25 protein-coding genes are annotated in these 26,392 nt (G+C 39.8%); 16 read left to right on the top strand and 9 right to left on the bottom strand.

All coding sequences use genetic code 11. The features are described 5' to 3' along the window. Window positions 1–2 precede the first annotated feature (2 nt). From C4B60_RS13520 to C4B60_RS13505, 4 genes are all read left to right on the top strand, one after another. Window positions 3–887 (top strand): TIGR03943 family putative permease subunit, encoded by an 885-nt coding sequence (locus tag C4B60_RS13520; protein ID WP_104058556.1) that lies wholly within the window; start codon window positions 3–5, stop codon window positions 885–887. Window positions 888–1,202: 315 nt separating this feature from the next. Further along, window positions 1,203–2,063, top strand: coding sequence for a manganese catalase (locus C4B60_RS13515; RefSeq protein WP_104058555.1), 861 nt, complete (start codon window positions 1,203–1,205; stop codon window positions 2,061–2,063). A gap of 195 nt (window positions 2,064–2,258) precedes the next feature. After that, entirely contained in the window at window positions 2,259–3,398 is a 1,140-nt protein-coding gene (locus tag C4B60_RS13510) for a YibE/F family protein (RefSeq protein WP_104058554.1), read from the top strand. Continuing rightward, a complete protein-coding gene (locus C4B60_RS13505; protein WP_104058553.1) occupies window positions 3,395–4,150 on the top strand; it encodes a YibE/F family protein in 756 nt (251 codons plus the stop codon). Before C4B60_RS13510 ends, C4B60_RS13505 begins: the two co-directional genes overlap by 4 nt. A 250-nt stretch (window positions 4,151–4,400) precedes the next feature. On the opposite strand, the gene C4B60_RS13500 is transcribed toward C4B60_RS13505, so the two are convergent. Next, a complete protein-coding gene (locus C4B60_RS13500) occupies window positions 4,401–5,060 on the bottom strand; it encodes a phosphatase PAP2 family protein (protein ID WP_104058552.1) in 660 nt (219 codons plus the stop codon). Window positions 5,061–5,317: 257 nt separating this feature from the next. Beyond that, window positions 5,318–6,526, bottom strand: coding sequence for a YibE/F family protein (locus tag C4B60_RS13495; protein WP_104058551.1), 1,209 nt, complete (start codon window positions 6,524–6,526; stop codon window positions 5,318–5,320). Between the two features lie 318 nt (window positions 6,527–6,844). On the opposite strand from C4B60_RS13495, the gene C4B60_RS13490 reads away from it, so the two are divergent. From C4B60_RS13490 to C4B60_RS13470, 5 genes are all read left to right on the top strand, one after another. Further along, window positions 6,845–7,804: a helix-turn-helix transcriptional regulator gene (locus C4B60_RS13490; RefSeq protein WP_104058550.1), complete on the top strand. Its 960-nt coding sequence runs from the start codon at window positions 6,845–6,847 to the stop codon at window positions 7,802–7,804. 73 nt (window positions 7,805–7,877) lie between these two features. Beyond that, complete coding sequence (locus C4B60_RS13485; RefSeq protein ID WP_104058549.1) at window positions 7,878–8,510, top strand: type 1 glutamine amidotransferase family protein; 633 nt, start codon at window positions 7,878–7,880, stop codon at window positions 8,508–8,510. A gap of 233 nt (window positions 8,511–8,743) precedes the next feature. Then, window positions 8,744–9,244 (top strand): NUDIX hydrolase, encoded by a 501-nt coding sequence (locus C4B60_RS13480; RefSeq protein ID WP_104058548.1) that lies wholly within the window; start codon window positions 8,744–8,746, stop codon window positions 9,242–9,244. Between the two features lie 5 nt (window positions 9,245–9,249). After that, entirely contained in the window at window positions 9,250–9,816 is a 567-nt protein-coding gene (locus tag C4B60_RS13475; protein WP_104058547.1) for a histidine phosphatase family protein, read from the top strand. Between the two features lie 545 nt (window positions 9,817–10,361). After that, window positions 10,362–11,030 carry a DNA alkylation repair protein gene (locus C4B60_RS13470; protein WP_104058546.1) on the top strand — a complete coding sequence of 223 codons (669 nt, stop codon included), beginning with the start codon at window positions 10,362–10,364 and terminating at the stop codon, window positions 11,028–11,030. 100 nt (window positions 11,031–11,130) lie between these two features. Here the strand turns inward: C4B60_RS13470 and C4B60_RS13465 are convergent, their stop codons facing one another. The 3 genes from C4B60_RS13465 to C4B60_RS13455 all read right to left on the bottom strand — a co-directional run bounded on the left by C4B60_RS13465 (window position 11,131) and on the right by C4B60_RS13455 (window position 16,703). Next, window positions 11,131–13,962, bottom strand: coding sequence for a DEAD/DEAH box helicase (locus tag C4B60_RS13465; protein WP_104058545.1), 2,832 nt, complete (start codon window positions 13,960–13,962; stop codon window positions 11,131–11,133). Continuing rightward, the gene (locus C4B60_RS13460) at window positions 13,949–15,511 is read right to left on the bottom strand and encodes an SWIM zinc finger family protein (protein WP_104058544.1); all 1,563 of its coding nucleotides are present in this window, start codon (window positions 15,509–15,511) and stop codon (window positions 13,949–13,951) included. Before C4B60_RS13460 ends, C4B60_RS13465 begins: the two co-directional genes overlap by 14 nt. A gap of 523 nt (window positions 15,512–16,034) precedes the next feature. Further along, window positions 16,035–16,703, bottom strand: a complete 669-nt coding sequence (locus C4B60_RS13455) for a serine/threonine protein kinase (RefSeq protein WP_104058543.1) — start codon at window positions 16,701–16,703, stop codon at window positions 16,035–16,037. A gap of 660 nt (window positions 16,704–17,363) precedes the next feature. On the opposite strand from C4B60_RS13455, the gene C4B60_RS13450 reads away from it, so the two are divergent. The 7 genes from C4B60_RS13450 (at window position 17,364) to C4B60_RS13420 (ending at window position 23,925) form a co-directional block, all read left to right on the top strand. Beyond that, window positions 17,364–19,289, top strand: a complete 1,926-nt coding sequence (locus tag C4B60_RS13450; protein WP_104058542.1) for a BglG family transcription antiterminator — start codon at window positions 17,364–17,366, stop codon at window positions 19,287–19,289. 123 nt (window positions 19,290–19,412) lie between these two features. After that, on the top strand, window positions 19,413–19,841 hold the full coding sequence (locus C4B60_RS13445; protein ID WP_104058541.1) for a PTS sugar transporter subunit IIA: 429 nt from the start codon (window positions 19,413–19,415) through the stop codon (window positions 19,839–19,841). Between the two features lie 12 nt (window positions 19,842–19,853). Then, window positions 19,854–20,129 (top strand): PTS sugar transporter subunit IIB, encoded by a 276-nt coding sequence (locus tag C4B60_RS13440; protein WP_245153983.1) that lies wholly within the window; start codon window positions 19,854–19,856, stop codon window positions 20,127–20,129. 1 nt (window position 20,130) lies between these two features. Beyond that, on the top strand, window positions 20,131–21,393 hold the full coding sequence (locus C4B60_RS13435; RefSeq protein WP_104058539.1) for a PTS ascorbate transporter subunit IIC: 1,263 nt from the start codon (window positions 20,131–20,133) through the stop codon (window positions 21,391–21,393). A 272-nt stretch (window positions 21,394–21,665) separates the two neighbouring features. Next, window positions 21,666–22,283, top strand: coding sequence for a hypothetical protein (locus C4B60_RS13430; protein WP_104058538.1), 618 nt, complete (start codon window positions 21,666–21,668; stop codon window positions 22,281–22,283). 81 nt (window positions 22,284–22,364) lie between these two features. Further along, on the top strand, window positions 22,365–23,438 hold the full coding sequence (locus C4B60_RS13425; protein WP_104058537.1) for a serine hydrolase domain-containing protein: 1,074 nt from the start codon (window positions 22,365–22,367) through the stop codon (window positions 23,436–23,438). Continuing rightward, window positions 23,431–23,925 carry a hypothetical protein gene (locus C4B60_RS13420; RefSeq protein ID WP_104058536.1) on the top strand — a complete coding sequence of 165 codons (495 nt, stop codon included), beginning with the start codon at window positions 23,431–23,433 and terminating at the stop codon, window positions 23,923–23,925. The genes C4B60_RS13425 and C4B60_RS13420 overlap by 8 nt, the downstream gene beginning before the upstream one ends. 139 nt (window positions 23,926–24,064) lie before the next feature. On the opposite strand, the gene C4B60_RS13415 is transcribed toward C4B60_RS13420, so the two are convergent. From C4B60_RS13415 to C4B60_RS13400, 4 genes are all read right to left on the bottom strand, one after another. Next, on the bottom strand, window positions 24,065–25,012 hold the full coding sequence (locus C4B60_RS13415; RefSeq protein WP_104058535.1) for an EamA family transporter: 948 nt from the start codon (window positions 25,010–25,012) through the stop codon (window positions 24,065–24,067). 99 nt (window positions 25,013–25,111) lie between these two features. Then, on the bottom strand, window positions 25,112–25,690 hold the full coding sequence (gene lepB, locus C4B60_RS13410; protein WP_342365041.1) for a signal peptidase I: 579 nt from the start codon (window positions 25,688–25,690) through the stop codon (window positions 25,112–25,114). 25 nt (window positions 25,691–25,715) lie between these two features. Beyond that, window positions 25,716–26,000, bottom strand: a complete 285-nt coding sequence (locus C4B60_RS13405; protein WP_104058533.1) for a 3-isopropylmalate dehydrogenase — start codon at window positions 25,998–26,000, stop codon at window positions 25,716–25,718. A gap of 12 nt (window positions 26,001–26,012) precedes the next feature. Continuing rightward, window positions 26,013–26,195, bottom strand: a complete 183-nt coding sequence (locus C4B60_RS13400) for a DUF4083 domain-containing protein (protein WP_245153982.1) — start codon at window positions 26,193–26,195, stop codon at window positions 26,013–26,015. Window positions 26,196–26,392 lie beyond the last annotated feature (197 nt).

Raw genomic sequence — 26,392 nt, 5'->3', positions numbered from 1 at the left:
GTATGAAGTTCCAGCTAACTCAATTTTTAAAGCTGATCTTATTAGGAGCTTTTTCCTCTTTCTTTTTTAAATTGCATCTTACAGGGGAAATTGCTAAATTTATTAATCCAAAGTATATCCTCATGAGTCAGCTGGCGGGCTTTTTATTTATTTTATTATTTATTATTCAGCTTGGAAGAGTCTGGGAGATCAATGCTCAGCATCACTGCTCTGCAGGCTGTAACGGGGATCACGATCATAGTCATTCACGGTTTAAAAAAGTGTTTGGTTATTCAGTTATCATCTTACCTCTTCTGACAGGCTACGGTATAGAACCAGCAACCCTGAACTCTTCCATTGCCGGTAATAAAGGATTGCTGCTGCCCCAAAATGAAGGGATGAGTCAAGCAAGACAAGACGCATTTAATGAAGTCGTTTCAGACAGGGAACCTCTTGATGAGAATGAACCGATTCCCAATAATAATTACTTATCCGATAGTGAATATGACAGGAAGATGGAGTTGCTGAAAGAAGAACAGATCGAAATGAGCGAGGATGTCTTTGCAGTCTACATTGAAGAAATTCAAACGAATCCTCAAATGTATAACGGGAAGAAAATTAAAATAAAAGGATTTGTCTACAAAGAAAACGGATTAAATTCAAATCAGTTTATTATTTCCAGGTTTCTTATTAACCACTGCGTTGCAGACGCGAGAGTAGTCGGAATGGTAAGCGAATATAAGGATGCTGCCTTGTATACTCAGGACACCTGGGTGGAGCTGCAGGGAACCATCAGAACTGAAGAATACAATGGGGTGGAAATTCCAGTCATCCAGGTGGAAGAAGTAGAGACCATTTCAGAGCCGGACGACCCATATATATTCCCCATTTTAGTTAAAATCGTTTAATTTCATTTTTTTCTCCCCACTAAAAAACCAATACGACATTCAACATCAACAGGCTGCCAGAAGCCAGTATTAACTGACTTTCTGAACAGCCTTTTTAGCGTTGATTAATAGTGTGACAGCAACTGCAACTAGCTTTTCATTTGCAGGATTGGTTATCCACTAGTTCGGGTGGTGCCTGGCACCACGCAGAGACACCACGTAGCTCTTTAAATTACAGCTTTTAATCTTGCTTCTTGTTTTAGGCACCATTTTGTTTTGTTTTAATATGATAGAAAGAGCCTAAAAGTTCAATCTGATTCAAGGGGATGATTCTTTTTGTTCTATCACGTAAAAGAACTTCAATACCATGCAAAACCCGAGCGTCCAGATCCGTTATTTGCCAAAAAGCTGCAGGAAATTCTAGGAGGGCAGTTTGGGGAAATTTCCGTTGCTCTGCAATACATGTTCCAGGGCTTTAATGTAAGAGGAAACGGAAAATATAAAGATTTATTAATGGATACTGGTGCAGAAGAACTTGCACATATTGAAATGCTGGCCACAATGATCGCAAGGCTTCTGGATGGTGCACCAGTGGGTGATTTAGAGACAGCGGCCCAGGATCCAATTGTTGGTGCCATACTAGGCGGGATGAATCCTCAGCATGCCATTGTTTCAGGTTTAGGAGCTATTCCTGCTGACAGCGTGGGGAACAAATGGAAGGCAGATTATATTATTGCAAGCGGAAATCTTCTGGCTGATTTTAGAGCCAACTTAAACGCTGAATCCCAGGGCCGTCTCCAAGCAGTCAGACTATACGAATCAACTACAGACGCAGGTGTAAAAGATATGTTATCCTGGCTGATTGCACGGGATACTATGCATCAAAATCAATGGTACGCGGCGATCCAGGAACTTGAGTCAAAAGAGAACATTGTCGTTCCAAGCACATTTCCTAAAGAATTAGAAAAACGTGAGGTCTCTTATACGTTGTTTAATTACTCCAGAGGTAATAAGAGTGCAGAGGGGCGCTGGGCAAACGGAGTTAGTATGGATGGATTAGGGACATTTAATTATGTTGAATATCCATTTCCTTTTGGCGATAAGCCTGTTTTAAATCCTGCTCCGCATTACATTCATGATACATTGCCGTCAGTTTTGAAAAGCCAGACACAGCACATGCCACCTAACTTATGCTGATACTCTTAATTGCTTCTCCTTATATATGGAGAAGCTTTTTGTAATAGCTTCGCTTTTAAATCAAATAAACTTCTAGAAGGTGAGCACTAGGCGATCGATCATGGCATTGTTGCTTATATTGGTTTATTATTAGGTAATCTGAAAATAGGCTGAAAAGAAATGCGTTGGACATTCAATCGTGAATGGAGGGTTAGATTGGATATTTTTAAAGATAAATTAAAAACGGTTACATATAAACAGCTATTGTTTTACTTAATAGTGGTGCTTTGTTGCGCTGGGAGCATCATTTTTGTTCACAATAATCATTCCTACTACGATCGGCCAATTGCACAGGTAATAGAAAGTGAGCTCATTGATCGTACTGAATTTCAAGATTCAATGAATAATGAGGATAATTTATTCACACAGCACATAAAAGCTGAAATTAAAAATGGATATGAGAAAGGAAAGATCGTTGAATTACATAATGAATTTTCCCTATCCAAAGCATACGACTTTGAATTTACTGTTGGAGACGAAGTATTTATAAATCTTGAAGATAATCCAAAAGAAACGGATAACTTAACAGGTACGATTGCAGATGTAAAACGTGATAAATATTTAATAGTGGTTGCCTGGGTATTTATTTTTACATTATTGATTGTCGGGAGAAAACAAGGGCTATTTTCTATCTTAAGTTTAGCAATTAATGCAATGCTGATTTCTTATGCCCTGGACATTTACCTTGCTCATTCACATATAAGTTTACTATTAATTTGCGGCATAGCCGCTATTTTGTTTACAGTGCTTTCCTTATTATTAGTAAATGGATTAAATGAAAAAACCTATGCAGCCATTATCTCAACCTTACTGGGTACATTCCTTTCCCTCCTAATTACGTATCTTGTGTTACTTCTGACGTCTGAGAGAGGACTGCGGTTTGAAGAATTGCAATTTATTACAAGACCCTACCAAATGGTTTTTCTTGCTGGATTGTTTCTCGGCTCATTAGGTGCTGTGATGGATGTTGCCATAACCATGTCTTCTTCTATTTTTGGCTTGTATGAAGAAAATAAAAGGATATCTATAAAGGACTTATGGAAATCGGGGATGGAGGTTGGCAAGGATATTATGGGCACCATGACAAATATCTTGCTCTTTGCTTATGTAAGTGGATCCATTCCGGTTCTTATCCTTTATTTTAAAAATCAGTATCCGTTGGGTCTTACATTATCTTTAAATTTATCATTGGAGATAGCGAGGGCATTAGCCGGAGGTATCGGAATTGTGTTAACCATTCCCATAGGAGTTTACATCACTATATTTTTTGTTACTAAAAAGAGGGCGAAAATATGAATGTATTGGTAGTCCTCGCAGCCATATTATTTCTTTTGATGACCTTGATTGGCGGAAATAAAGGGATAAGATCGTTTATTGCTCTATTTTTTAATTTTGGTGTTATCATCATTACCACTTTATTTATGACGGTCCCTGGTTTAAATCCGATTATCCTGACACTTATAGCGTGTGTCATCATCAGTTGTATCAATCTATTTTTTATTAATAAAATTAATATTAAAACAAAAACAGCGTTTATTTCCTCTATTATTTCGACCAGTCTTTTACTTTTGTTCATATTTTTTATAACAGATCATGCAAAGATCCAGGGATTTGGTGAAGAAGAAATAGATGAACTAAGTATGTTCTCACTTTATATAGGAGTAGATTTTATAAAATTAGCTGCTTCTGTTATTGTGATGAGCACCATAGGAGCTATCACGGATGCCGCTATATCAATTTCTTCCCCAATGCGTGAAATCCATTACCATAACCCTGATATAAGCAGGAAAAACCTATATCAAGCCGGAATGAAGATTGGCAGGGATATTTTAGGAACAAGTACAAACACTTTATTTTTTGCATTCTTTGGTGGTTATCTGGCTTTACTAATCTGGTTTAAAGATTTGTCCTATTCAATGGGTGAGGTTGTTAACTCCAAAATATTCAGTGCTGAAATGATTACCATACTTTGTGCTGGCATTGGGCTTACGATTGTTATTCCAATCACTTCCTGGATTACTGCCGTCTTTTTAGTGAAAAAAAGATAAAAAATCTATACCAAAACCTGTTAAAGAACGATCACCTGGGACAGTCTAGATCGCAGAGGAAACTGTTACCGCTCCTAAAGAATGATTTTTGAGCATTTAAAAGATGTGATCGAGTATAAGCAGCTAAATGTCTAAAAAACATAAAAAAGATGATCCCTATACAATATAGGTATCATCTTCTAACTGCTTAACCTTTTATTTTTATCGTGTTTTTTAAACGGGTGTCAGTTTAATTCTTTCTCTTTTCTTCTTACAAAAAACGTAATTCCTTTAGTAATGTCAAGCGGATACCTGATAAGCACAAATAAAACCAGGTAATTGAAATCGTAATAGCTGCAAAAATATCGGAAGGAAAATGAGCACCGATAATAATACGGCTTATGGCAACCAGAAAAATCATCGTAATTAAAGAAAAAATGATGGCTGTTTTTATGGTTAGTTTATTGAGATAAACGAGGCTAAGATAGATCAAAAATGAAAACAGTAAAACGCTCCGCATCGTATGTCCGCTTGGAAAACTGTAAGAGGTGATTTCAAGGGAATTTCCGAACACTTCGATGGAGCTCATTTCACCCGGACGCTGACGTTGAAAGCCGACTTTCAGCAAAAAGTTTAATAAAATTCCCCCGAGGGTGAGGACATACAAAAAAATAATTTCTTTCCATAGCTTTTTAAACAAGAGGTAAAGAGACAAAAGAAACGTCAAAATGAGAATCGTTTCTCCGGAACCGATTTTGGTGATCCCCTCCATCAACATAACAATAGCCGGTGAAATCCATCTCGCCAAACCATCGATAATGAGGGAATCGATTAACTCGAGTTGTTCACGCCAGGAAAGCACGGAAATTAAAATAAATAAAATCAGACAGGTGACAGGAAAAAAGATATGTATGTTATTCTTTGAGTGCATCAAATCAGTCTTTCTAGTTTAGTATTGACTTACAATTTCTTAACACTATTATTCTATCCTTTTAAAGGAATGTAAACCAAAAAGAGTTTAAAAGAAATGCTTCAGTTTATTGAAGAGCATCAGATCTAACCAATTCTTGACGAAATACACCCTCTCGCTCAGTTTGAAGGTGCATTTAAAAACAGCTTGGTAAAATTGGATTTCTGATTAGATAGCAAAGAAAAGAGCCGAAGCGGTTAGTATCGCCCCGGCTTTTCTTAAGCGCCTGTATTTCGGTCGCCGACAATAATTGTAGGATCTTGTTTTGTTTTTACCTCCTGCTTACTCAAAAGCAAAGCCGAGATAAGTGCAGTAATCGGAATGGCCAAAACGAGACCAATACTCCCGGCAAGTGTCCTCAAAATTTCAACTCCAAAAAACTCCATCTGAATCAATTCACCATACGGATATTCATAGGCATAGATTAATAAAAGAATTGGAAGGGAAGCACCAACATAAGCTAAAATCAGGGTATTTGCCATAGTGCCCATTATGTCCCCGCCTACGTTCATTCCAGATTTGAAAAGCTCTTTAAATGACGCCTTCTTGTAATTGCGTTTTACTTCCTCAATTGATGAAGCAATCGAAATAGCAACATCCATCACAGCACCCAGCGCTCCAATAATAATACCGGCAAGCAGCAGGCCGGAAAGATCAATCGGTAGTTCCTGAGCCATCGCGCCAAGCATCCGCTCATCTTCGCCATGAAAACCTGAGAGGTTCATTAGCCCCATGAAAATAACGGAAATAAGAGCTGCCGATCCCAAGCCGCCTACCGTTCCGATGATAGAAGCAAGCGTTTTACGGGAAAAGCCGCTTACAATCAAAAAGGTTAAAGCCGTTACAATCGCTCCGGTAATGAGCACAAGCAGGATAGGGTTATGTCCCTCAAGTAAATAAGGAATCATAAATTTAAAAAGAATAAAGATGGTCAGTCCTAAGGTGATAACGGATTTTGCACCCTTGAGCTTTCCGAATAGGAGTAAAAGGGCAATGAAAAGCCCGACAAGGATATAGGAAGGAAAATCCCGGGCGTAATCCAAGGGATAGGCATTGGTGATTTCCCCATTTTCAAGCTGCAACTGGATTGTAATCCTGTCACCTTCTTTAAACCAGAAGTTGCTGCTTCCGTAGACGCTGTTTGGGTAATTAAAGCCTGTGACTTCCATCTCCTGGCCTTTATATTCTCCTGATAAAATCTCTACATTTAATTGTTGAAACTCTGTTTCCGCTTGAGTCATTTCGTCCAGTTCTGTTCCTTCTTCGATCACTTCAAGGACACGGGCCGTTGTGGTATGCGTATCAGGAATATTTTCCTGCATCATCTCTTGTTCTCCGGGGTTCGAAGGTGGGAGCGTATTTGCTGCAAGAGCAGAAGAAGGGATTGCAAGAAAGGCGAATAAAATGAAAGTGAGTAGTTTAAACATTAGGTCTATCCGTCCCTTTGTGTGTATTTGTCATTGGTTGCGGTGCGCTCTTATTATAGCAAAGGAATGGGGGGCACGAGTCTAGTAAATTTAGGTTAAATCCCAAAGGTGATAGAAGTATTGGATGTTTGTAAACTCCTTCCTTTACAAGCCTGGTAAAAGGTTTGTTATATTGCTTCATTAAAATGACTTGCTTAATTAGTAGTTCGGTTGAATTTAGAAAAATATTCAAATGATTTATTGAATTTATCAAAGAATCCCCTTAAACTATCGGGGCAGGATAGTAGAATATGACTCTTATTTTGGAGGTGGAATTATATGCCTAAAATTGACAATATGTTAGCGATTCTATGGATGCTTCGTTCAGGAGAAAAAGTTACTGCAAAACAAATTTCAGAAAAGCTAGAGATGAATATAAGGACTGTGTATCGCTATATTGATACAATTTCAACAAGTGGCGTACCGATCATTTCAGAACCAGGACATAACGGTGGATACTCCTTATTGAACAATTTTATCGAGGCTCCTCTTTTTTTTGATTTTGAGGAGCAAGCGTCTCTATTTCACGCTGCTGTTTTTGCAGAAGAAGCGGGATATTATGGAGGCGAAGCACTAAATAGGGCCATTTCAAAACTAAGTAAATACTCAAATCAAGAGCAGGAAACCAAGATTAACCAACATTTAACTAGCCTTGAAGTAATAAGTGCAATAAGTTCACCCTCTATGGACCCTTTTTTGAAGGAGTTGGAGCGATCCGTAGCTAACGGGTACTCCGTAAAAATTCTTTACCTTACAAGTGGCGAAACGCAAAATAAGAGAGTGGTCGATCCGTACAGAATTATCTATTGGAATAATAAGTGGTATATGATTGGATTTTGTCATCTTAGGAATGAAGTCCGTAGTTTTAGAGTAGACCGAATTGAAAATCTAATGCTGACTGAAAATAAGTTTAACCCTCCGGAAAATTTTTATGCACGTGACTTTTTTACAAAAAATCTTCTTCCAACGACAGAAGATAAGGAAGAGATTATTTCTTTGGTTGTTCATGGGGATAAAAGTGTATTGGATGATCTTTGCCAACATTGGTTTTTAGGACATTACATCCAGGAACGGACTTCAAATCGAGCAGTTTTTCTTCTTGAAAAAGAAATAATACATACATATGTACCTTATTTACTTTTACCGTACAATAAATCTATTAAAGTCATTGAACCGATAAGTCTTAAGAAAAGAATTGTTGAAGTTCTATCGGAATTAATTAAATTTCATCAAGTATAATAACTTCCCTGACATTAGCTGTCAGGGAAGTTTTATTATACTTACAATATCAATTGTGATTGGAGTGTTATTAGTGCAAACAAAAAAAGTATTTCTATATGTATTTGACACAATGTCGGACTGGGAATATGGATATTTAATTGCTGAACTAAACTCAGGAAGATATTTTAAAAAAGGTTTAGCACCTTTAAAAGTAATGACAGTAGGAGCTAATAAAGAGCTGATTACTACTATGGGAGGACTGAGCATTAAACCAGATAGTTCACTTGACGAATGTACTTTTGAAAGTAAAGATCTTTTGATTTTACCAGGAGGGACTACTTGGAGTGAAGAAATTCATCAGCCTATCTTAGAAAGAATTAGCCTGGCTTTAAAGGTGGGCACTGTTGTGGCTGCAATTTGTGGCGCAATTGAAGGTCTCGCGAATATGGGTTACTTAGATACTAGAAAGCATACAAGTAATAACGTAGAATATACAAAGATGGTTTGTCCAAACTATAAAGGAGAAAAGTTCTATGAATTGGGACCTGCGATCTCGGATGAAAACTTAGTTACTGCATCAGGAATAGCTCCTCTCGAATTTGCAATGGAAGTATTGAAAAAAATAGATGTACTTACACCAGAAACATTACAATCATGGTATAAACTAAATAAGAATCATAAACCTGAATACTTCTTCGAGTTAATGAATTCAATAAGTAAATGAAGTAATGAAAAAGCTCAATTTCTCTATTTTTATTGTAGAGAAGTTGTGCTTTTTAATTTGAAATAACCTTATTGATGTAAATCCGCATTTTCCTGATGCTACTCCATATAAAGTGAAAGAATGCATTCCTTAAATAATGAATGCTTTTTTCTTTGTCTTCCAAAAGGAAATTAATGTTAAACTAAAGGGGCAGTTTACCGGAATAAGTACGTATGTTTATTGGGGGCGAATACGTGTATTATCAAACAATATGTTTCATAAAGAGAAACGATGAACTTTTGATGCTAAATAGAGATTACACACCTACTCAAGGTCTATGGAATGGTGTAGGTGGAAAGATGAAAGAAAATGAAAAACCATTGGAATGTCTTGTACGAGAAGTAAAAGAAGAAACCGGTATTGATATTTCATCAAACAATATAACCTATAAAGGTATTGTATCTTGGGAAATAGATAATACAATTACTGGTGGTATGTATGCTTTTCTAGTTACTGTTCCTGTGGATTATGAATATCAAACTCCTAAAAAGATTGACGAAGGAATTTTAGACTGGAAAAAGATAACCTGGTTATTGGATGGTAACAACCTTGGGGTAGGTGAGATGATACCACATGTTCTTCCTAACCTCTTAAAAATTTCTTCGACCTTGCATCATAAGTGTGAATTACATAAAAAGAAATTAACAAAATATGAATTCACTGAGCTTCTAAGTGAGAAAAAAATGAGGTTTTAAGTAATATGAATACCATAATTTATATGATTAGACACGCAAAATCACCATTTATTTTCGGAGAAGAACGAACACGAGGATTATCAAAAGAGGGTGAAATAGACTCAAAAAAAATTACAGATTTAATGAGTAAGGTGAAAATAGATGTTATAGCCTCGAGCTCTTATAGGAGAGCTATTCAAACGATTGAAGGTATTGCCGAACAGAAAAATATAGAAATATATCCTATTGAAGAATTAAGGGAAAGACAGTTAAAAGGGGCTTATAAATTGCCTGATGATGAAATTCAAAACGCTATTAAAAAATCCTACGAAGATTTAGATTATTTTTTATCAGGAGGGGAGTCAATTAGAGAAGTGCAAAAGCGCTCTATACCAGTAATCAAAAGTCTTTTAAATCAATACAAGGGGAAGACCATAGTTATTGGGACACACGGAAATATAATGACAATAATTATGAATTACTTCAACTCAAAGTACGAATATGATTTTTGGAAAAATACAACTAAACCTGATATCTACAAATTGGTTTTTGCAGATACAAGACTTCAGGATGTACAAAGAATATGGAAATAATGTTATTCAACTAATTGTAAGCTTTACTGGAATAACAGTAATGCTTTTCTACAAACGTTCAGAATTCCTAGTTCCAAAAAAGTAGTATTACTCCTCATTATCCGACGGAAATGAAGTTATGAAAATGAACGATAGATAATTTTTCGGAATATGTTTTTTCTTCAAATGGGAAGATGGTCAGGCTACTATAATTTGGATGCAAAAAATGAATAGTAATTGGTATTATGTTTCCTGTACTTAGTATCCCAATTCATTCAATGGAGAATAGCAAATGAAATACTCTTCAAAAGAAAAGCATCTAGATTTACTTATTGAAATGAAAAGATTAATTCAACTAACTTTTTTCAGCGTTATTCAAATGGATGGGTATAAATCACTTATAAAGGGGAGGAAGTAGTGTTTGACCTTGAAGAAAATCCAAACTTAAAAGAACAATCACGCCGGGCTGTAAATGTTAAGAAATTCTTAGATATTTACAATTAAAGGGTGCATTCTATCTTATACCCATAATTATGAAACAATACCTTAATAAGGGGTTGAATAAAATGAATGAAAATCAAGGTGCAGAAAGAAAACGTTCTTTAAAAGCTGAAGATATTCTCCAGAAGATCAATAGTGAAACTAAGCTGGGTGACTTGCGAAAAATCGCAAAGGACATAAAAGTAGATCACGAACTAGCTATGGAGCTGTGGGCAACTGAAGAGTTCCTCCCAAGACTATTAGCGATTTTAATTATGGATAAAAAACTTCTTTCGCAAGATGTGCTAAATAAGTTTGATAAGGATATGCAGGCTCACACTTTTGATGAGCGAAATAACTTAATGGATTGGTTAATGGCTAATCAGCTTACTAAAAACAAGAAAAATATTGCATTGATGGAATCTTGGGAAAAAAGTCCTTCTGCTCTTCAAAGGCGGGCTTTCTGGTATTATCAGGCGCGATTGAGATGGACTGGACAAATACCACCTGATAACACTTCATACTTGCTATCAGCATTAGAAGCTGCTATTACGCAGGAAGAACCAGAAGTTCAATGGGCTATGAATTTTACAGCAGGCTGGATAGGCGTTTATGATGAAAAGAATCGCGCACGGTGTATTCAACTTGGTGAGAACACAGGTCTTTACAAAGACGAAATAGTAGCAAAAGGATGTACGCCCGACTATTTGCCGGAGTTTATTACAATTGAAGTAAACAAACGGCAAAAAAAGTAGTAAAAAAAGAATTTAAGAAGTACTAAACTGAAGTATTCACCAAAAAACAAAAGACCGCCTAAAGCCAGGAAACCCTGACTTAGACAGTCTTTAGCATTAATTACTGTGACAGCACCAGCAAATCCTCAAGCTCCTCATTTGTAAGCTCGGTGATCCACTGATCGCCTTTAATGATTTCTTCATTTAACGATTGCTTCTTCTCAAGCATCAGGTCGATTTTTTCTTCTACCGTTCCAGAAGAAATAAATTTATGCACATGGACAAATCGTGTTTGGCCGATGCGGTAGGCGCGGTCTGTTGCCTGATTTTCAACAGCCGGGTTCCACCAGCGGTCATAGTGGATGACGTGGTTGGCAGCGGTCAGGGTTAAGCCGGTACCGCCGGCCTTAAGCGACAGGATAAAGATTGGAAACGAGCCGTTTTGAAACTGTTCCACCATCTCATCCCGTTTATTTTTCGGCGTAGAGCCATTTAAAAATGGGACAGTAACTCCGTATTGCTCCTCAAGCACCTGCTTGATCATATTCCCCATTGAAATATACTGGGTGAAAATGATCGTGCCTTCCTTCGCGTCCATAATCTGTTCCACAAGATCCATCAGCTTCAGCATCTTTTCAGAGCGTTCTGTGATGTATTCAGGATCAAGCTCGCCTAAAAACAGGGCAGGGTGATCGCAAAGCTGCTTTAAGCGATTCAGCATCTGAAGGACCATGCCTTTACGTTCAATGCCGCTTAGCGTTGGAATCTTCTCAAGCGTATCCTTCACAAGCTGCTCATACAGCGACGCCTGCTCAGTTGTCAGCGGGCAGAATTCCTTTTGCTCAATTTTTGAAGGAAGATTTAAGCCGACTGCCGGATCATTCTTCGTTCTCCGCAGAAGGAACGGACGGATTCTTCCCTGCAGCTTTCTCGTCAGAAGTTCAGAGCTGTCACGCTCGATCGGCACAATATACTGCTGGCGGAAGCTTGAAAGTGTACCAAGATAGCCGTGATTAATAAAATCAAAGATCGCCCAAAGCTCAGATAGACGATTCTCCATCGGTGTTCCCGTTAAGGCAAGATGATGCATGCCCTCAAGCTTTCTGATCGCTTTAGACTGCTTCGTATGCGGGTTCTTAATATTCTGCGCCTCATCAAGCGCAACGGCAGACCACTGAACAGACGTCAGCTCCTCCTGATCGGCATGACAAAGGCCGTAGGAGGTCAACACAATATCTGTGCCTTGAATGACGCGGTGGAATGACTCCTCCTTGTGACGGGAAGGCCCGTAATGCAGATGCAGCTTAAGTGATGGGGCAAACCGTTCAATTTCCCGCTGCCAGTTTCCAAGAACAGAAGTCGGACAGACGATTAAAAACGGTGCAGTCAGTTTTTCTGTTGCTTTCACATGAAGCATATAACTGATCAGCTGAATCGTTTTTCCGAGTCCCATATCGTCTGCCAGACAGGCGCCAAAACGGTTTGTACGAAGGAAGTGCATCCAGCTGAAGCCCTGCTGCTGATACGGTCGGAGCGTTCCTTCAAGTCCTGCTGGCGGTTCGATGAGCGGAATTTGGCCTACATCGTTCAGTGAATCCAGCATCGATTTCATCGAGCGGTTTAATTCATATTGAATTCTAAGATCATCAAGCTCAATAACATCTTCAGGAGCACCAGCTGCCTGATCAAGCTCCTGTTCAAGAAGATCACGCATGCGAATACCGCGCTTTTTCGCTGTTTCCATCGCCCGCTGGATGCGGGCAATTAAAGCAGGATCAAGCGCGATCCAGTCTCCGTTGATCTGAATAAAGCGTCTTTTTTCATTAACAAGCGAATCAAATTCCTCATCGGTCATATCACTGCCATTAATAGAAACCTTCCAGTCATACTCAACGAGTGCATCCAGTCCGACAAAGGAAGGACGGTAGCTGTGATCGCCTTTTACAGCGGCTTTTAGAGCAACATTTGACTGCTGAATCGACTTCCACCATGATGGCAGTAAAATTTCAACATCCAACGCTAAAAGCTTCTGACTTCCTTCCGTTAAAAAGAGCCACGCACGTTCCTCAGACATCTCTGTTTGCCAGACGCCTTCATCCTTAAGATACGGAATGAGGCGAACCCAGCGTGAAAGCTCCTGTTCGATCGCTTCTTTTTCTTTTTTCCAGCGATCAGGAAGCGAGCGCTCCAGAGGAACAGAAAGCTTTAGATCATACGTCCAGTCAGCCCGGCGCTGGTCGCGTAAAAATGGCTGCATCGTCCAAAGCCCATCCTCAGACATCGGCTCTTCAAACCGGATTCCAAAGCGGTAAGGGGAGGCGAGGTCTTTTTCCTGCACCCAGTCAGACCATTTTTCTTCATCAAAATACGTTGCAAGGTCAGCCGCGGTTAAGGCATGATTCTCATTGAAAATCCGTTTCACAAGCCCGCGGCTTCTATGGTTATGTTCAAAAAAGTACGTAATTGCCTGCTGGTACCAGTCGTTAAAATGCTCCTTATCCTCTTCACCAATCTCCATCTGGGCATCAGAAATATCACGCCATTCCTCCCAGAAATCATCACTTAACGTCATGTTAAACTGGTCATAGTCACGTGCATCCTTGCCGTGCCATTCCTCGAGCCATTTCCCCTCTGTGATCCATTCGAATAGAAGGGGAGCAGCATCGTAATAAAATTGGGCAGAAGGGGAGAGATCCCAAGTAATCCGGCCATGAAAGCTCGGCTGCGCAAAAAGAGTAAGTATGGACCAGCTATCAAGCACAACACTGTAAACATGAGCTTCTTCATGCTTTTTCAGCATCGTTCCGTGAAAGCTCTCCTTATGCCATAAAAGGAGATGTCGCTGCCAGGAGTCGGGAGGAAGAATCTCGCCATCCTGCGTAACGGCCTGAAGGGAAAAGTGACCACCCGACAGTTTTGTTACATCGAGAATTTTATTTTCACTCTTCCACATGGATCAGTTTCCCCCTTTTGCATTCCTCATGAAAGGCACGAAGACGCTTATTCTCTGTTAAAACGGACTGAAAATAATGCTCCCATCGCTGGACCTGGTTGCTTTGCTGATAGATCTTCTTTAATTTCTTTAAATAGCGAACCGCTTTTCGGTATGTTTCCCGCTGGCGTCCTGCGATTAACGCTTCAATCCACTGATGCAAAAGAGGGACAGCAAACTCAGGACGCTCTGTGATCAGCTGCTTAAACCCGGCAGCTTCAAGCTCCTCAGGCGTAAAGCCAATCCAGTCCACAAGCTCAACCCAGTTCTTATAGCGTCCTGAATCAAGTAAAAGGGAGCCAAGATGTCTTGCACTAAAAGGAAGCAGCGCCTCATACACCATCACCGTTGAATCTGGCGACTGCATACGAATCTTTCCGGTTTCAAGCTTTCGGATCAGCCAGTGGGCAAATGCCCGTTTTTCAGACTCGGAAGGGAAAGCATTCAAATGGTCCGGAACCTTTTTAGGCAGCTCCTTTAAAATCGTAACTGCGGCATCGAGCTTATCATCCCACAGCATCCATTCCATCCATCTGACAGCATGCGGAACAACAGAAGGAGGCGAGAGCTTAAACTGCTCCTTCCAGATGTCGTTTTTAGAAAGCAATAAAGCAAGACCGGTGCGGGCATACAGCACCTCATCCTTCACTGTCTCTTCTGATGAGATTCGCTCAAGCTCCTTTTCTCTCCAGGCTTTTGAGGTGAAAAGCTGGAACCATAAAAGGGAATAAACAGAATAGGAAATAGGCGACGAAATGTCCTCAAGAAGCTCATGAGACCCCTTGCGAAGATCCTCCAAAAATGGATCAAAGGCAAACGGGCGTGCATAAACGGCTAAGTCAGCGAGCGCGTCCTCCATCTCCTCTACTAAAAAGGCAAGGTGGTCGATGATTTCTTCATCTTTAAGAGAAGCTCCTTGTGCGCTGATTTCCTTTGAAAGAGAAATGAACAGCCAAAACATCGTATGGAGCTCATAAAGAGGCTTCCATTCCTTTTCCATCGGTGTAGTTTTAAATAGGGTCTGCTGCGCATTCTTCGTGTAGTGATTAAATAAAAACGGCTGTTCAAGCAGCTGCTGGTAATCAAAGTGAGCAATGGATTTCTCAACAAGCGCTTTCCAGGCTTCAGGTGATTTTTCCATTTTAAGCATGGAGGTTTTCTGGTTTCTCCATTTCGAGATCCATTGGCTGACACTTGATGACTGCTGATAAAATTTAAAAAAGACAGCCATGCGGTGGCGGCACCAGTTTTCCTCCGGACAGCTGCAGGAGCTGGATTTTGAAGGATCTAATGAAATCCGTACATTGACCTGGTACACATCGCGCACCTTAGCACGCAGCATCTCCATGGAAGGATCGTAGCCCGCGTCATATACGGTTCCTTGTCTATATAAGAAAAGCCCTTTTTGAATAAGGCGTTCGTCTTGCTGATTGGATGGCATGAATTTTAGAAAAAGCTTTTGCTCAAGCTTTTCGATGCCATCTGTAAATGATTGAGATTCAAAACTCATCGCATTCCTACCACCTTTAAATATTAAAAAAAACGTACCTTTTATTATACTCTATTTTAGTCAAAAAACGAACAGGTTGAGGGAAAGTGGTGTGGAAACTGGAGAAATGTATTTAAAATGAAATCTTTGCAGTTTTAAAATTGGTATTAAAGGACAGGGGATAGTAGGAGTTTGATGCTTGAAAAGGGGAAGGTTGATTTCCGCTCCAGTCGGATGCTTTCCGGGGGGCGGGGCTGAGCTAATTGGCTTCGCCAATGGATCTCAGCCTCCCCGCTTCTTTCCCCTCGGAGTCACCGACTTCCACTGCAATCAACCTTGGGTGGGACTTTGTAAGTGCTTTTAAAAGTACATGTTAAAGGATATAAGAACAGATTAAATAATAAGGGGTTTTGACAGATTAACCCAAGCTTGGGACAGTAAAATTGAAAAGTAATTAGATAAAGTCGATCCATCGTTAACACCTCTGGCTCGGGAAGATAATGCAAAAAAACCTGATCTGATTTCGCCAATCAGACCAGGTCTCTTACTTTTTAAACAACAATCTCAGCGCGCGCCTTGAAAATTCTTCGAACGACGAGTGACCGGCGCGTTGGTTGTACCATTTTCGTACGGTTTCCACCAGCCAAAAGGGCACGGAGCTTCCGTCGATTAAATGGTAGTATTGCTCGTAGCCCTGCTTTAAATGCTCCCAGCGGAAATCATTTCCCGGTAAAACATATTCGGAAACATCTATGATCTTAGCCCGGCCATTCTGCAGGAGAATATTTTTTAAATGAATGTCACGGGGATTAAGTCCTTTGCTTCGAACGTAATCTCTGGCATCCTCTACATCCTGCACGGCCTGTTTTGGAATATGAACTCCCTGCAAAATGCAATCAAAAAGTGTGATCCCTTTTTCGTAGCTTAGGACAAGAAACTCATCATAAGCCCCGTAGCAGACCGGAAAATACACAGACTCTCCCAGGATCCCATAAACTTTCGCTTCCATCGCCACTTTCTCTTTTTTTTCATTCGCATACAATTTATACGCATAGCCTGGTGTTGAAAGAGATTCAAACACAGCAGCATCAGTGCCGACTCCGATGCAGCGCAGATCTGATGTTTCACCTTCAATTGTGACGGGCTCATTGTTTGGATGTGACATCACCTTAATTTTCAATAACTCAGGTATGGGACGTTCCCAGTCGTTCATCTTAAAGTCTCCTCTAAATAGGATGGGGTATCATGTGCTTGGTTATAGTAGTGTTTAATTATTATAAGTAACAAGCTTCCGAAACACTATGCGCCTGAAGTACTGAAAGCTTTCATATTTCTGTATTTCCTTGGGGTTTAGTCCAAATTTAACGCATTCGGAAACAAAGAATCATGCATAATAACAGTCTATTCAGAGTTACCTTCATGTGTAATCAATATATGCCCGTCAAAAAAATCTAGACAACCAAATCTTTATCACCCCAAACTCAATAATTGGTGATTATGTTTTAGGTTTTGGAGCGGGAATTCATATGAGATCGAAGAACTTTATCAAGTCTCCACGAGTTGATTGGAGCGGAAGGGGCTGACTCCTGCGGGAAGAAGCGGGAGCTTAAGATCAACCTGCGATAGCAGGTTAGCGAAGGGCCCCGCCCCGCGGAAAGCATGCCCCTGCAGCGGAAATCAACTTGCCTTGTGCAAAGGGACACGTTAACTGCCGATCCCCAAAAGACTGAAAACTACAACTTTTCTCCCCCTTAGTGATAATATAACAAGTAGAATTAATGACTTATCCGGACTTCTGTTTAAGCGTTTAAACTGGGGTCATTTGTTGTCCTTCCTTATAGATAAAGGAAGGTAAAATCATAGAGGTGGCAAAATGAATAATCGACAAACGAAGATTCTCCATCAGCTGGTACGAAATAATACGAATGAAACATTGACGATAGATATGATCGCAAGCTCCCTGAATTGCTCAGAGCGAACGGTTCGAAATGATTTTAAGCAAATTGATTTGTGGCTGAAGAAAGAATCCTTTCAAGCGGAAATTATAAGAAGACCTAATATTGGAGTTCGTTTTGAAGGGTCTGATAAAGAGAAAAGGCAGATTCTGTCCCTGATTGATCAATCACGTCCCATGCAAGCTGACCGAAGTGATGAGGAACGTAAACTACATATCATGACGATGCTCATTAATGAAGGAAAAACAGTATCACTTCAGGATTTAATGAATGAATTTTTCGTGAGTAAACAAGTGATCAAACAGGATTTACTTGAAATCTCATCGTGGCTAGAGCCGTTTGGACTTGCGGTTGAATCAAAACAAAAAGTGGGGATTCGCCTAATTGGAAAAGAGCGGGATAAACGGACGGCTCTTTTAAGATTCCATACTTTCTTTGAAGAGGACAACCTGCCTTCCTTTTATAATAAATGGTTTTCTGAGGCTGAATTAAGCAAGGTAAAGCATCAGATAAAGCGCTTAGAAAAAGAACTAAATAAACAATTTACATCAGACTCTTTTCTTAATTTAGTGTTCCATTTGTTAATTACAACCCAGCGGATAAAGCGGAAGCAAACAATCAGTCTATCGCTTGAAAATGCCGAAGCACTAAAAGCAAAAAAAGAATATGAGGTCACAAGAAATCATTTAAAAGAATTGGAGTCATTTTTCCTGATAAAGTTTCCCGAAGATGAGATCCTGTACTTCTTACTCCATGTACTGAGTCTAAAAGAAAAAAATACAGGAACCCATTCATTCAATGAAGCAGCAGAGGATATCCATGGACTTATTCGTACGATGATTCAAAAAACCTCTCAGCTCACAAACATTACTCATGATACGGATCCTTTGTTATTTGATAGCCTGGCCGCTCATATGCAAACCACCTTTGAACGAATTAAGCACGGACTTTATCATAAAAATCCTCTTCTATTAGAAATAAAGCAGGCCTATCCGTATACATTTGCCACTTTGTTTCAAATCATGGAAGAATTAAATGAGACGGTTGGGTTTGTGTTTCCTGAGGATGAGATTGGGTATCTTGTTTTACATTTCGAGGCTTCAAAAGAACGCTTGAAAAAACTGAATGGGAAAAATAAAAGAGCCATCGTTGTCTGTTCAATGGGGATCGGGATGTCGCAGCTTTTGACGACAAAAATTGAGCGGAAATTCCATTCGCTCGAGCTGCTCCGCTGTGTGGCAGCTGATGAGGTGGAGGAGTCCATCCGGCATGATCAGCCTGATTTCATTATTAGCACCATCCCTTTAGAGCACACAACTTTACCGGTTATACTTGTATCTCCACTTTTTCCAAAAGCAGAGGAAGAAAAGCTGAAGGAGTTCATTTCCACTGCAGACAGAGAAAAATTTTCCGATTTTTCTGCTTTAAAAAAGTTTTTGGATCAAGAGTTGATTATTTTAGGGGAAGAACTAGAAGGACCAGATAAAATAATTGAATCCTTATGCGGACTGCTTGAGAAGAACGGATATGTAAATAAAGACTATGTTCATGATTCAATTGAACGAGAGGCGCTCTCTGCTACAGCTATAGGAGGGGAGATTGCTATTCCCCATGGCAATCCGAGAAACGTATTAAAGCAGGGTGTTGCAGTTGCGATCTTTAAAAATCCTGTACACTGGAAACAGCAGCTGGTTTCTGTTGTGTTCATGCTTGCGATTAAAGATACGAAGGATGAAGCAGTGAAAAAGATGTTTGAAGAAATCAGTTATTTAGGTGAAAATCAAAACCTAATCGAAGAGTGGAAAAAGATGAAAACGGCAGATCAGTTTTACACCAGTATTTAAATAGAATGGTTAATAAGACGGGTTTTTCCGCAATATGCGGCAAAAACCCGTCTCTTTTATTGCCCATTTACCCAGTAAGATAAAAGCATAAAGAACATAACGTTTTTAAAAGGGGGTTAACAAATGCTTGAAACAAAGCTGACAGAAGAGATGGTCCAATTTACTTCTGAAGCGAAAAGCTGGGAAGAGACCATACGAATTGCTTCAGCCCCTTTACTCGATAAGGGCTCTATTGAACCAAGGTATGTAGAAAAAATCATTTCGAATGTAAAGGAGCTTGGTCCCTATATCATTCTCATGCCTAATGTGGCCATGCCCCATGCACGTCCTGAAGATGGCGTAAATGAAACGGGTATCAGTCTTTTGGTCTCAAAAGAAAGCGTTTACTTTCAAGGTGAGAAGAGTGCAAGAATCTTTTTAGTCCTAGCTTCAAGTGATGCAACGTCACATTTAGAGCTCCTCAAAGAAATCTCTGAGATTTTAACCGATGAAGAAAAACTTAATGAGCTTTTAGCAGCAAAGAATTATCAGGATATTAAAAACTTATTCTAGGAGGAATTTATAATGAAGATTTTAGCGGTGTGTGGAAACGGGTTAGGAACAAGCTTCATGCTTTCTTTAAATGTAAATAAGGTGCTGAAGGATTTGAATATCGACGGCGAATGCAAAAACATGGACCTTGCGAGTGCGAAAACAGAGAGCGCAGATTACTACATCGGTTCACCTGAAATCATGGAGCAATTAGAAGATGGAAACAAAAAAGTCATCCCAGTTGTGAACATGGTCAGTCAAAATGAAATTGCAGAAAAGGTAAAGAAACATATCCTGGAGGCAGAATAATATGTTTAATGTCATTATGAACGACATTCTTGGAACACCTGCCATCCTGGTCGGCTTATTTGCTTTAGTCGGCTTACTGCTCCAAAAGAAGGGAGTAGCGGATGTTGTTTCCGGAACGTTAAAAACCATTATGGGCTTCATCATTCTCGGCGCCGGGGCAGCGGTGCTAGTTGGTTCCTTAGAAATTTTCGGTGCGATGTTTGAAAAAGCATTTAATATCCAGGGCGTTATTCCAAATAACGAAGCCATCGTGGCATTAGCCCAAAATACATTTGGCACAGAAACAGCCATGATCATGTTGATTGGGATGCTCGTCAATATTTTACTTGCCCGCATAACAAAATTTAAATATATTTTCTTAACCGGTCACCATACTTTATTCATGGCTTGTTTACTGGCAGCGGTTTTATCTACTTCAGGCATGAATGGTGTAGTACTTGTGATCGTCGGTTCACTCATTTTAGGTTCGTTAATGGTCTTACTTCCTGCATTACTGCAGCCAACCATGAGAGAAATTACAGGATCAGATGACATCGCACTTGGTCACTTTGGTTCGATCGGATACTTCGTGGCAGCAAAAGTAGGAAAGCTGACTGGTGACAAAACGAAAACAACGGAAGAGGTAAAGGTGCCGAAATCTCTTGGATTTTTACGAGATTCATCCGTAGCGCTGGCGCTCACCATGGCAATCATGTACTTTGTGGTAGCAATGGTTGCTGGCAGCGGATTTATTGAAGCGGAATTAAGCGATGGAACAAACTTCCTTGTCTTCTCTCTTCTGCAGGCGATCACCTTTGCCGGTGGGGTATTCATTATCCTGGCGGGTGTGCGGATGCTCATTGCAGAAATCGTTCCAGCATTTAAAGGGGTTGCAGATAAAATTGTCCCAAATGCAAAGCCTGCACTGGATTGTCCAATCGTATTCCCATTCGCTCCAAATGCCGTAATTATTGGCTTCCTTTCAAGCTTTACAGCCGGTTTGATCAGCTTGTTGTTACTTCCTGTGTTTGGTCTGGCCGTGATTGTACCTGGACTCGTTCCTCACTTCTTCACAGGTGCAGCAGCTGGAGTCTTCGGAAACGCAACAGGCGGACGAAGAGGAGCCATCATTGGCGCCTTCACAAACGGGCTATTAATCAGCTTCCTGCCTGCGCTATTATTACCTGTACTCGGTTCACTTGGCTTTGAAGGCACAACCTTTGGAGATTCTGACTTTGGTGTTGTCGGGATTTTGCTTGGTTATCTGATTAGTTTGTTCTCTTAAAAATTTCATCTGTTAATGAGGCTGAGACAAATATTTGTCTCAGCCTCTTTGGCCCGGTTCACTGCTCTGCAGGGGCACGCTTTCCGCGGGGCGGGGCTTGAGCTAACTTGCTAACGCAAGTGGATCTCAAGCTCCCGCTTCCTCCCGCAGGAGTCGGCCCCTTCCGCTCCGTTCACCTCATATTTTTAAAATTATCATTAAAAACCTATATTTACTAATTATGAAACAAATTGTATGATGGGCTGAGGAGTATGGAAAAGAGGGGATAGTAGATGATTAAAAACAAAGCATTTTTAGGAATTTCGGCTTTATTATTTTGTCTTTCGCTCTTAATCTATTATTTAATCCCTAATGAAGAAATCCTGCAGGGATCTGTATCAATCATGATGTTTCCCATTGAAGAAGGTGGACGGGTCAATATTTTAGGGGTGATTGGTACTCTGTTATTAATCGGTTCTCTCATTTTTCTTGGAAAAGGGCTCGGAAAATATCATGCAAGGAGTATTGTTGCGGCATTGCTTCTATTCGCATTTACCCCGCCATTGATGACAACAGCTTACCAGGAAACGCTGGCAGTAGGTGTGAAAGCTATTTCATATGAGGATGACAATGAGTGCTCATTATCACCTATTAAAGAAGGTTTAATTCAAGGTGTATGCCACCTTACACTGCATAATCGGAGCAATAAACCAGTGACGTTTGAGCTTGAGTTTGTTGATCCCTATTTTTTTGGAGAGGACTCACGGATGGTATCCCTTATGAATATTGCTGGTCCATACAAGGTGACATCGAAGCAAATGAGAAGAAGAGGCTTCACTTTAACGAACTGCTTGATGTATCCGATGTTCCCAATTATGTTGGAGGCGGCGGCTCATCAAGTGTCCGTATAAAATTAATTGGGAGTGATAGTGTGGAGGTTTTTCTTTAACTCTTACCATTTATGGAGTTGGCAGCTGATGTGGAGGGACATTATGTTAAAGAAGTATGTAGATAGTAAAGAGCTGATGAAGGTACATAATATTATCGGGTTAAGTGTTGCTTTAATTAAGAACGGACAAATTCAATCAATCGAAAACGAAGGCCTAATGGAAGCAGGGACCGATAAAATAGTGCACAATAACTCAGTTTTTAATGCGTGTTCGATTAGCAAGTTTTTAACGGCATTAGTCGCGTTAAAGCTAACAGAAGAAGACAGGCTCGATTTAGACGAAGATATAAATAAAGGGCTGCGTTCATGGAAAATTCCTACTAGTAATTTAGCAGGTGAAAAAAAGATGACATTACGAAACCTGTTAATTCATCAATCCGGAGTGGTGGACCCTGAGGGCAGCTTTACGGAACTAATCCCTGAAACAGGCTTCCCATCAATGAGCGAAATACTAAATGGAAGCACGCCGTATTGTAAGACACCAATTCAAATTCAGTATGAACCAGAGAGTGATTTTCATTATTCAGATGCAGGATTTTGTATTATACAGCAGCTAATAGAGGATGTGACTGGAGGACCTTTTGAAAAAACTGTAGAGGAACTGATTTTTGAGCCATTACAAATGACGAATAGTACATTTTTGCAAACTGAAGAGACTGTAGAGAATTTTGTTTCTGGTCATAACAAAGACGGTACAGCAGTGAACGGAAAATTTCCAGTATATCCTTATCCCGCAGCTTCCGGACTATGGACAACTTCATCAGACTTATCGAAGCTGCTCATTGAATTGATGGACGCCTTGAATAATAAAAGCAGAATTGGAATTTCAGCAGCTAACGCACACGAAATGATAAGCGAACAAGGCAGTAAAAGCTGGACTGGATTAGGAGTATTTTTAGACGGTTCAAATAAAGAACTCCAAATCTCTTCACTTGGCTGGGGAGTTGGTTTTCAGTCAATGATGCTTGCTTATCCTCAATTGGGGAGCGGCTTAATCATCATGACAAATACAGATTCAGGTGTTCATCAGTTAAAAGGCATTATAGGCGAAATATATCACTCCCTAAAACCTTGGCTAACTAGTACTCATGATAAAGGTAGTGAAACCTATGAGTGAGTTCCATCCGGAAAAAGAAAACTTTGCTTTAGTAAGAACAGATAGCGTGTCATTTATACGAAACAGTACTGTATACACGTATACAGTTCAGGATGTTCATAGTTTTGAAAAATTGATGAGTGAGCTTGTCTACGGAGAGATTCTCATAGGGTTTGAGGGAAAAAAGAATGCCGGTATTGAGAAAGAGGCTAAGGGCCCGACAGAATCCATTGAGATCACACCTTTGAATAGATCACGAACCTACACAGAAATGGTTTTTAGAAAAGAAGAGTTAAACAGAGATGTTGATTTTATCCATACCCTTTATGTGCTGGCAGAAGTAAACGAATTTGTGTTTATTGTTTTGGATCCTATAAGGAATAAGCAATACTATGATGCAGGAAGTGGAAAACTAAAAGTGTGTGCAGAGGGGAAAAATGAAACGATCATATGGTTTGAATATGACGCGAAACAACTTTATTTTGTTAAAAACGAAGGAGTACAATAATCTCTCCTAATTGATACAGTGAAAACAGGTAAAACCTCCTCAACGACCTCAAAAGGAAATGAAAAACGGATTTACAATTGCAGCGATCTTCGTATGGAATAAAAATATCCATCAAAAAACCTCTCAATGCCAGCTTACTTTAGCTAACTCTGAGAGGCTTTTTATTGCTTAGAGTCTGTTTAGAAGAGGACTTTTTAGTCAAAGCGAGTAAAAGGATCATCCCAATAATACAAGCCGTACCAAGCCATTGAAATGATCCAAAGGGTTCATGAAGCCAGAAAACTGTTGTCAAAACAGCAGCCAGCGGCTCTAAACTTCCTAAAAGGCTGGTTTCTTTAGGGGAAAGACTTTGTAAGCTTTCGATGTAAAACCAGAAAGCGAGCATGGTCCCAAATAAGATCACGAAAACTAAATACAAATAAGCTTCTAGCGGTACCCCTGTAAAATCCATTTGCCACGGGGGATGGATCAAGCTTAAGGCAAGTCCGCCAATGACCATAGCCCAGCCAACAATGACCAGGGAATCGTAATGGGCAAGTAGTGGAATCGCGTTTAAGGTGTAAAAAGCTAGAGCAACCCCGGATAATACACCCCAAATAATTGCTGGAGCGGGAACAGACAGATTTGAGAGTGAACCGTTTGTTAATAAGAAAAAGCAGCCGCCTAATGCGAGTGTGACGGTGATCAGATCCCGTTGTGTCAGAACTGTTTGTTTACGCAAAATTAAGTAGAGGATGATCATGACAGGTGCTAAGTATTGTAAAAGCGTCGCAACTGCAGCGTTTCCGTGCTTAATCGATGCCATATACGTGTATTGAACGGCAAGCATGCCAAGCAGTCCGAAAATAACCAACTGAAAGGCTGTTCGTTTATTTTTCCAGATGCCAAAAACCTGAGCACGGTCTTTTAACAAGAATTGAACGGCTAAAAGTAAAAAGCCGGCGATAAGCAATCGCGTGGTCACGAGCCAATTAACATCGATCCCGTATTGCTGGAAGAGCTTTTGTGCAACGGTACCCCCAACACCCCAAAAGATTGCTCCTGTTATAACAAGTAACAATCCTGTTCTTCTGGATGGACTATTCATCATCTGTTCTCCTTAGTGGATTTAATAAAAGTAGTAATAATTACTATTTAGTGAGTTTTAATCTAACTGGTGTTTTACCTGGAATCTTCACAAACCACTTCATTCATCCTTATGCCCATTCGTCAGAAGCGTGGAGTTTTTAAAAGGCCAAAACAAAACCCTTGCTTCCCCAATAACTGAATCCAATGGCACTACGCCAATATCCCTGCTGTCCCAGCTATGCGGTCTGTTGTCACCCATGACAAAAATTGTATCTTCAGGCACTTCTTCAAAGCCTAATTTATCCTCAAGGGTAAAATTCCCCGTGTAAAGTGCATCTTCACCAAATTGATCTTTATGGCTTCTTATATCTTCTTCTATGTATTCTTCATTATACTGTTCACCGTTAATAAACAGCTGGTCATTTACATAAGCAATCGTATCCCCGGGCAGCCCAATGACACGCTTAATATAGTCGTCCTTGTCATTAGCGTGAAAAACGACAATATCAAATCGCTCGAGATTGCCAAGCCTTGTAACAATAAGGCGGTCTTCATCCTGCAAGGTGGATTCCATGGATTTTCCGTCTACGAGGACAGGGGCAAAAAGGAAAGTTCGGATAATAATAAAAAGGGACAAGCCAATCAAGATTGCTTTTACCCATTCTTTTGTTGCTGACTTTATCTTTTGTTTTCTCAAAATGCCCTCATCTCCTTACGATAGACTATTTTTTATAGAGTTTAATTAACGTCATTAAAACAGCAAGTAGAAAAACGATGAGACTGTTTAGGAGCAAATAAAAACCAACCTGCAAGCCGTAAAAAATGGCAAAGCCATCACGAATAATGAGGAGGGCTAATAAGCCCCCGGTGGAACTAAATAAAACAGCCAGAAGTAACAGCGTGAAGGCATAGGAGTATAGGCTTTTTCTTTTTTTGTAGGATCGATAGCCAAGAATATTAGCAACAACAATAAAAAAGCCTATAAGATAGATGAAAAAATCACCCATTTCCACTCCTCCTCAGGACTTTTTATCCTTCCTTTTATGCTCATTAAGAGTATCCAGCTTCTCTTCAATTCTACTAAGCTGGTTTCTGTGTTTAGTATAGGAACGAATAGCCATCACAATCCCTACAACAACTAGTACTAAAAATCCTAAGCTGAATAATTGAAAAATAATATCTCCTGCATTTAATTCGCTCAAAAGGGAAACCTCCAATAACAAAATATACCAATAGTATACTATATTGTCAGTGCCAATCGCTATTACATTTTATAAGCATTTTATAGCTTGATGAAAATGGATAATTTCAGACCGTCCAGGCTTTATAAATAGTAGATAAAGGTAATGAAGTATAATGTTAGTTACTAAAGGTAGTTTCATTGCAATTGGGTGGTGAA

The organism is Jeotgalibacillus proteolyticus (assembly GCF_002926065.1).
In the GTDB taxonomy this organism is placed as follows: domain Bacteria; phylum Bacillota; class Bacilli; order Bacillales; family Jeotgalibacillaceae; genus Jeotgalibacillus; species Jeotgalibacillus proteolyticus.
The sequence above is the reverse complement of the archived record's forward strand: the minus strand, read 5'-3'. Positions and strand labels throughout refer to the sequence as shown.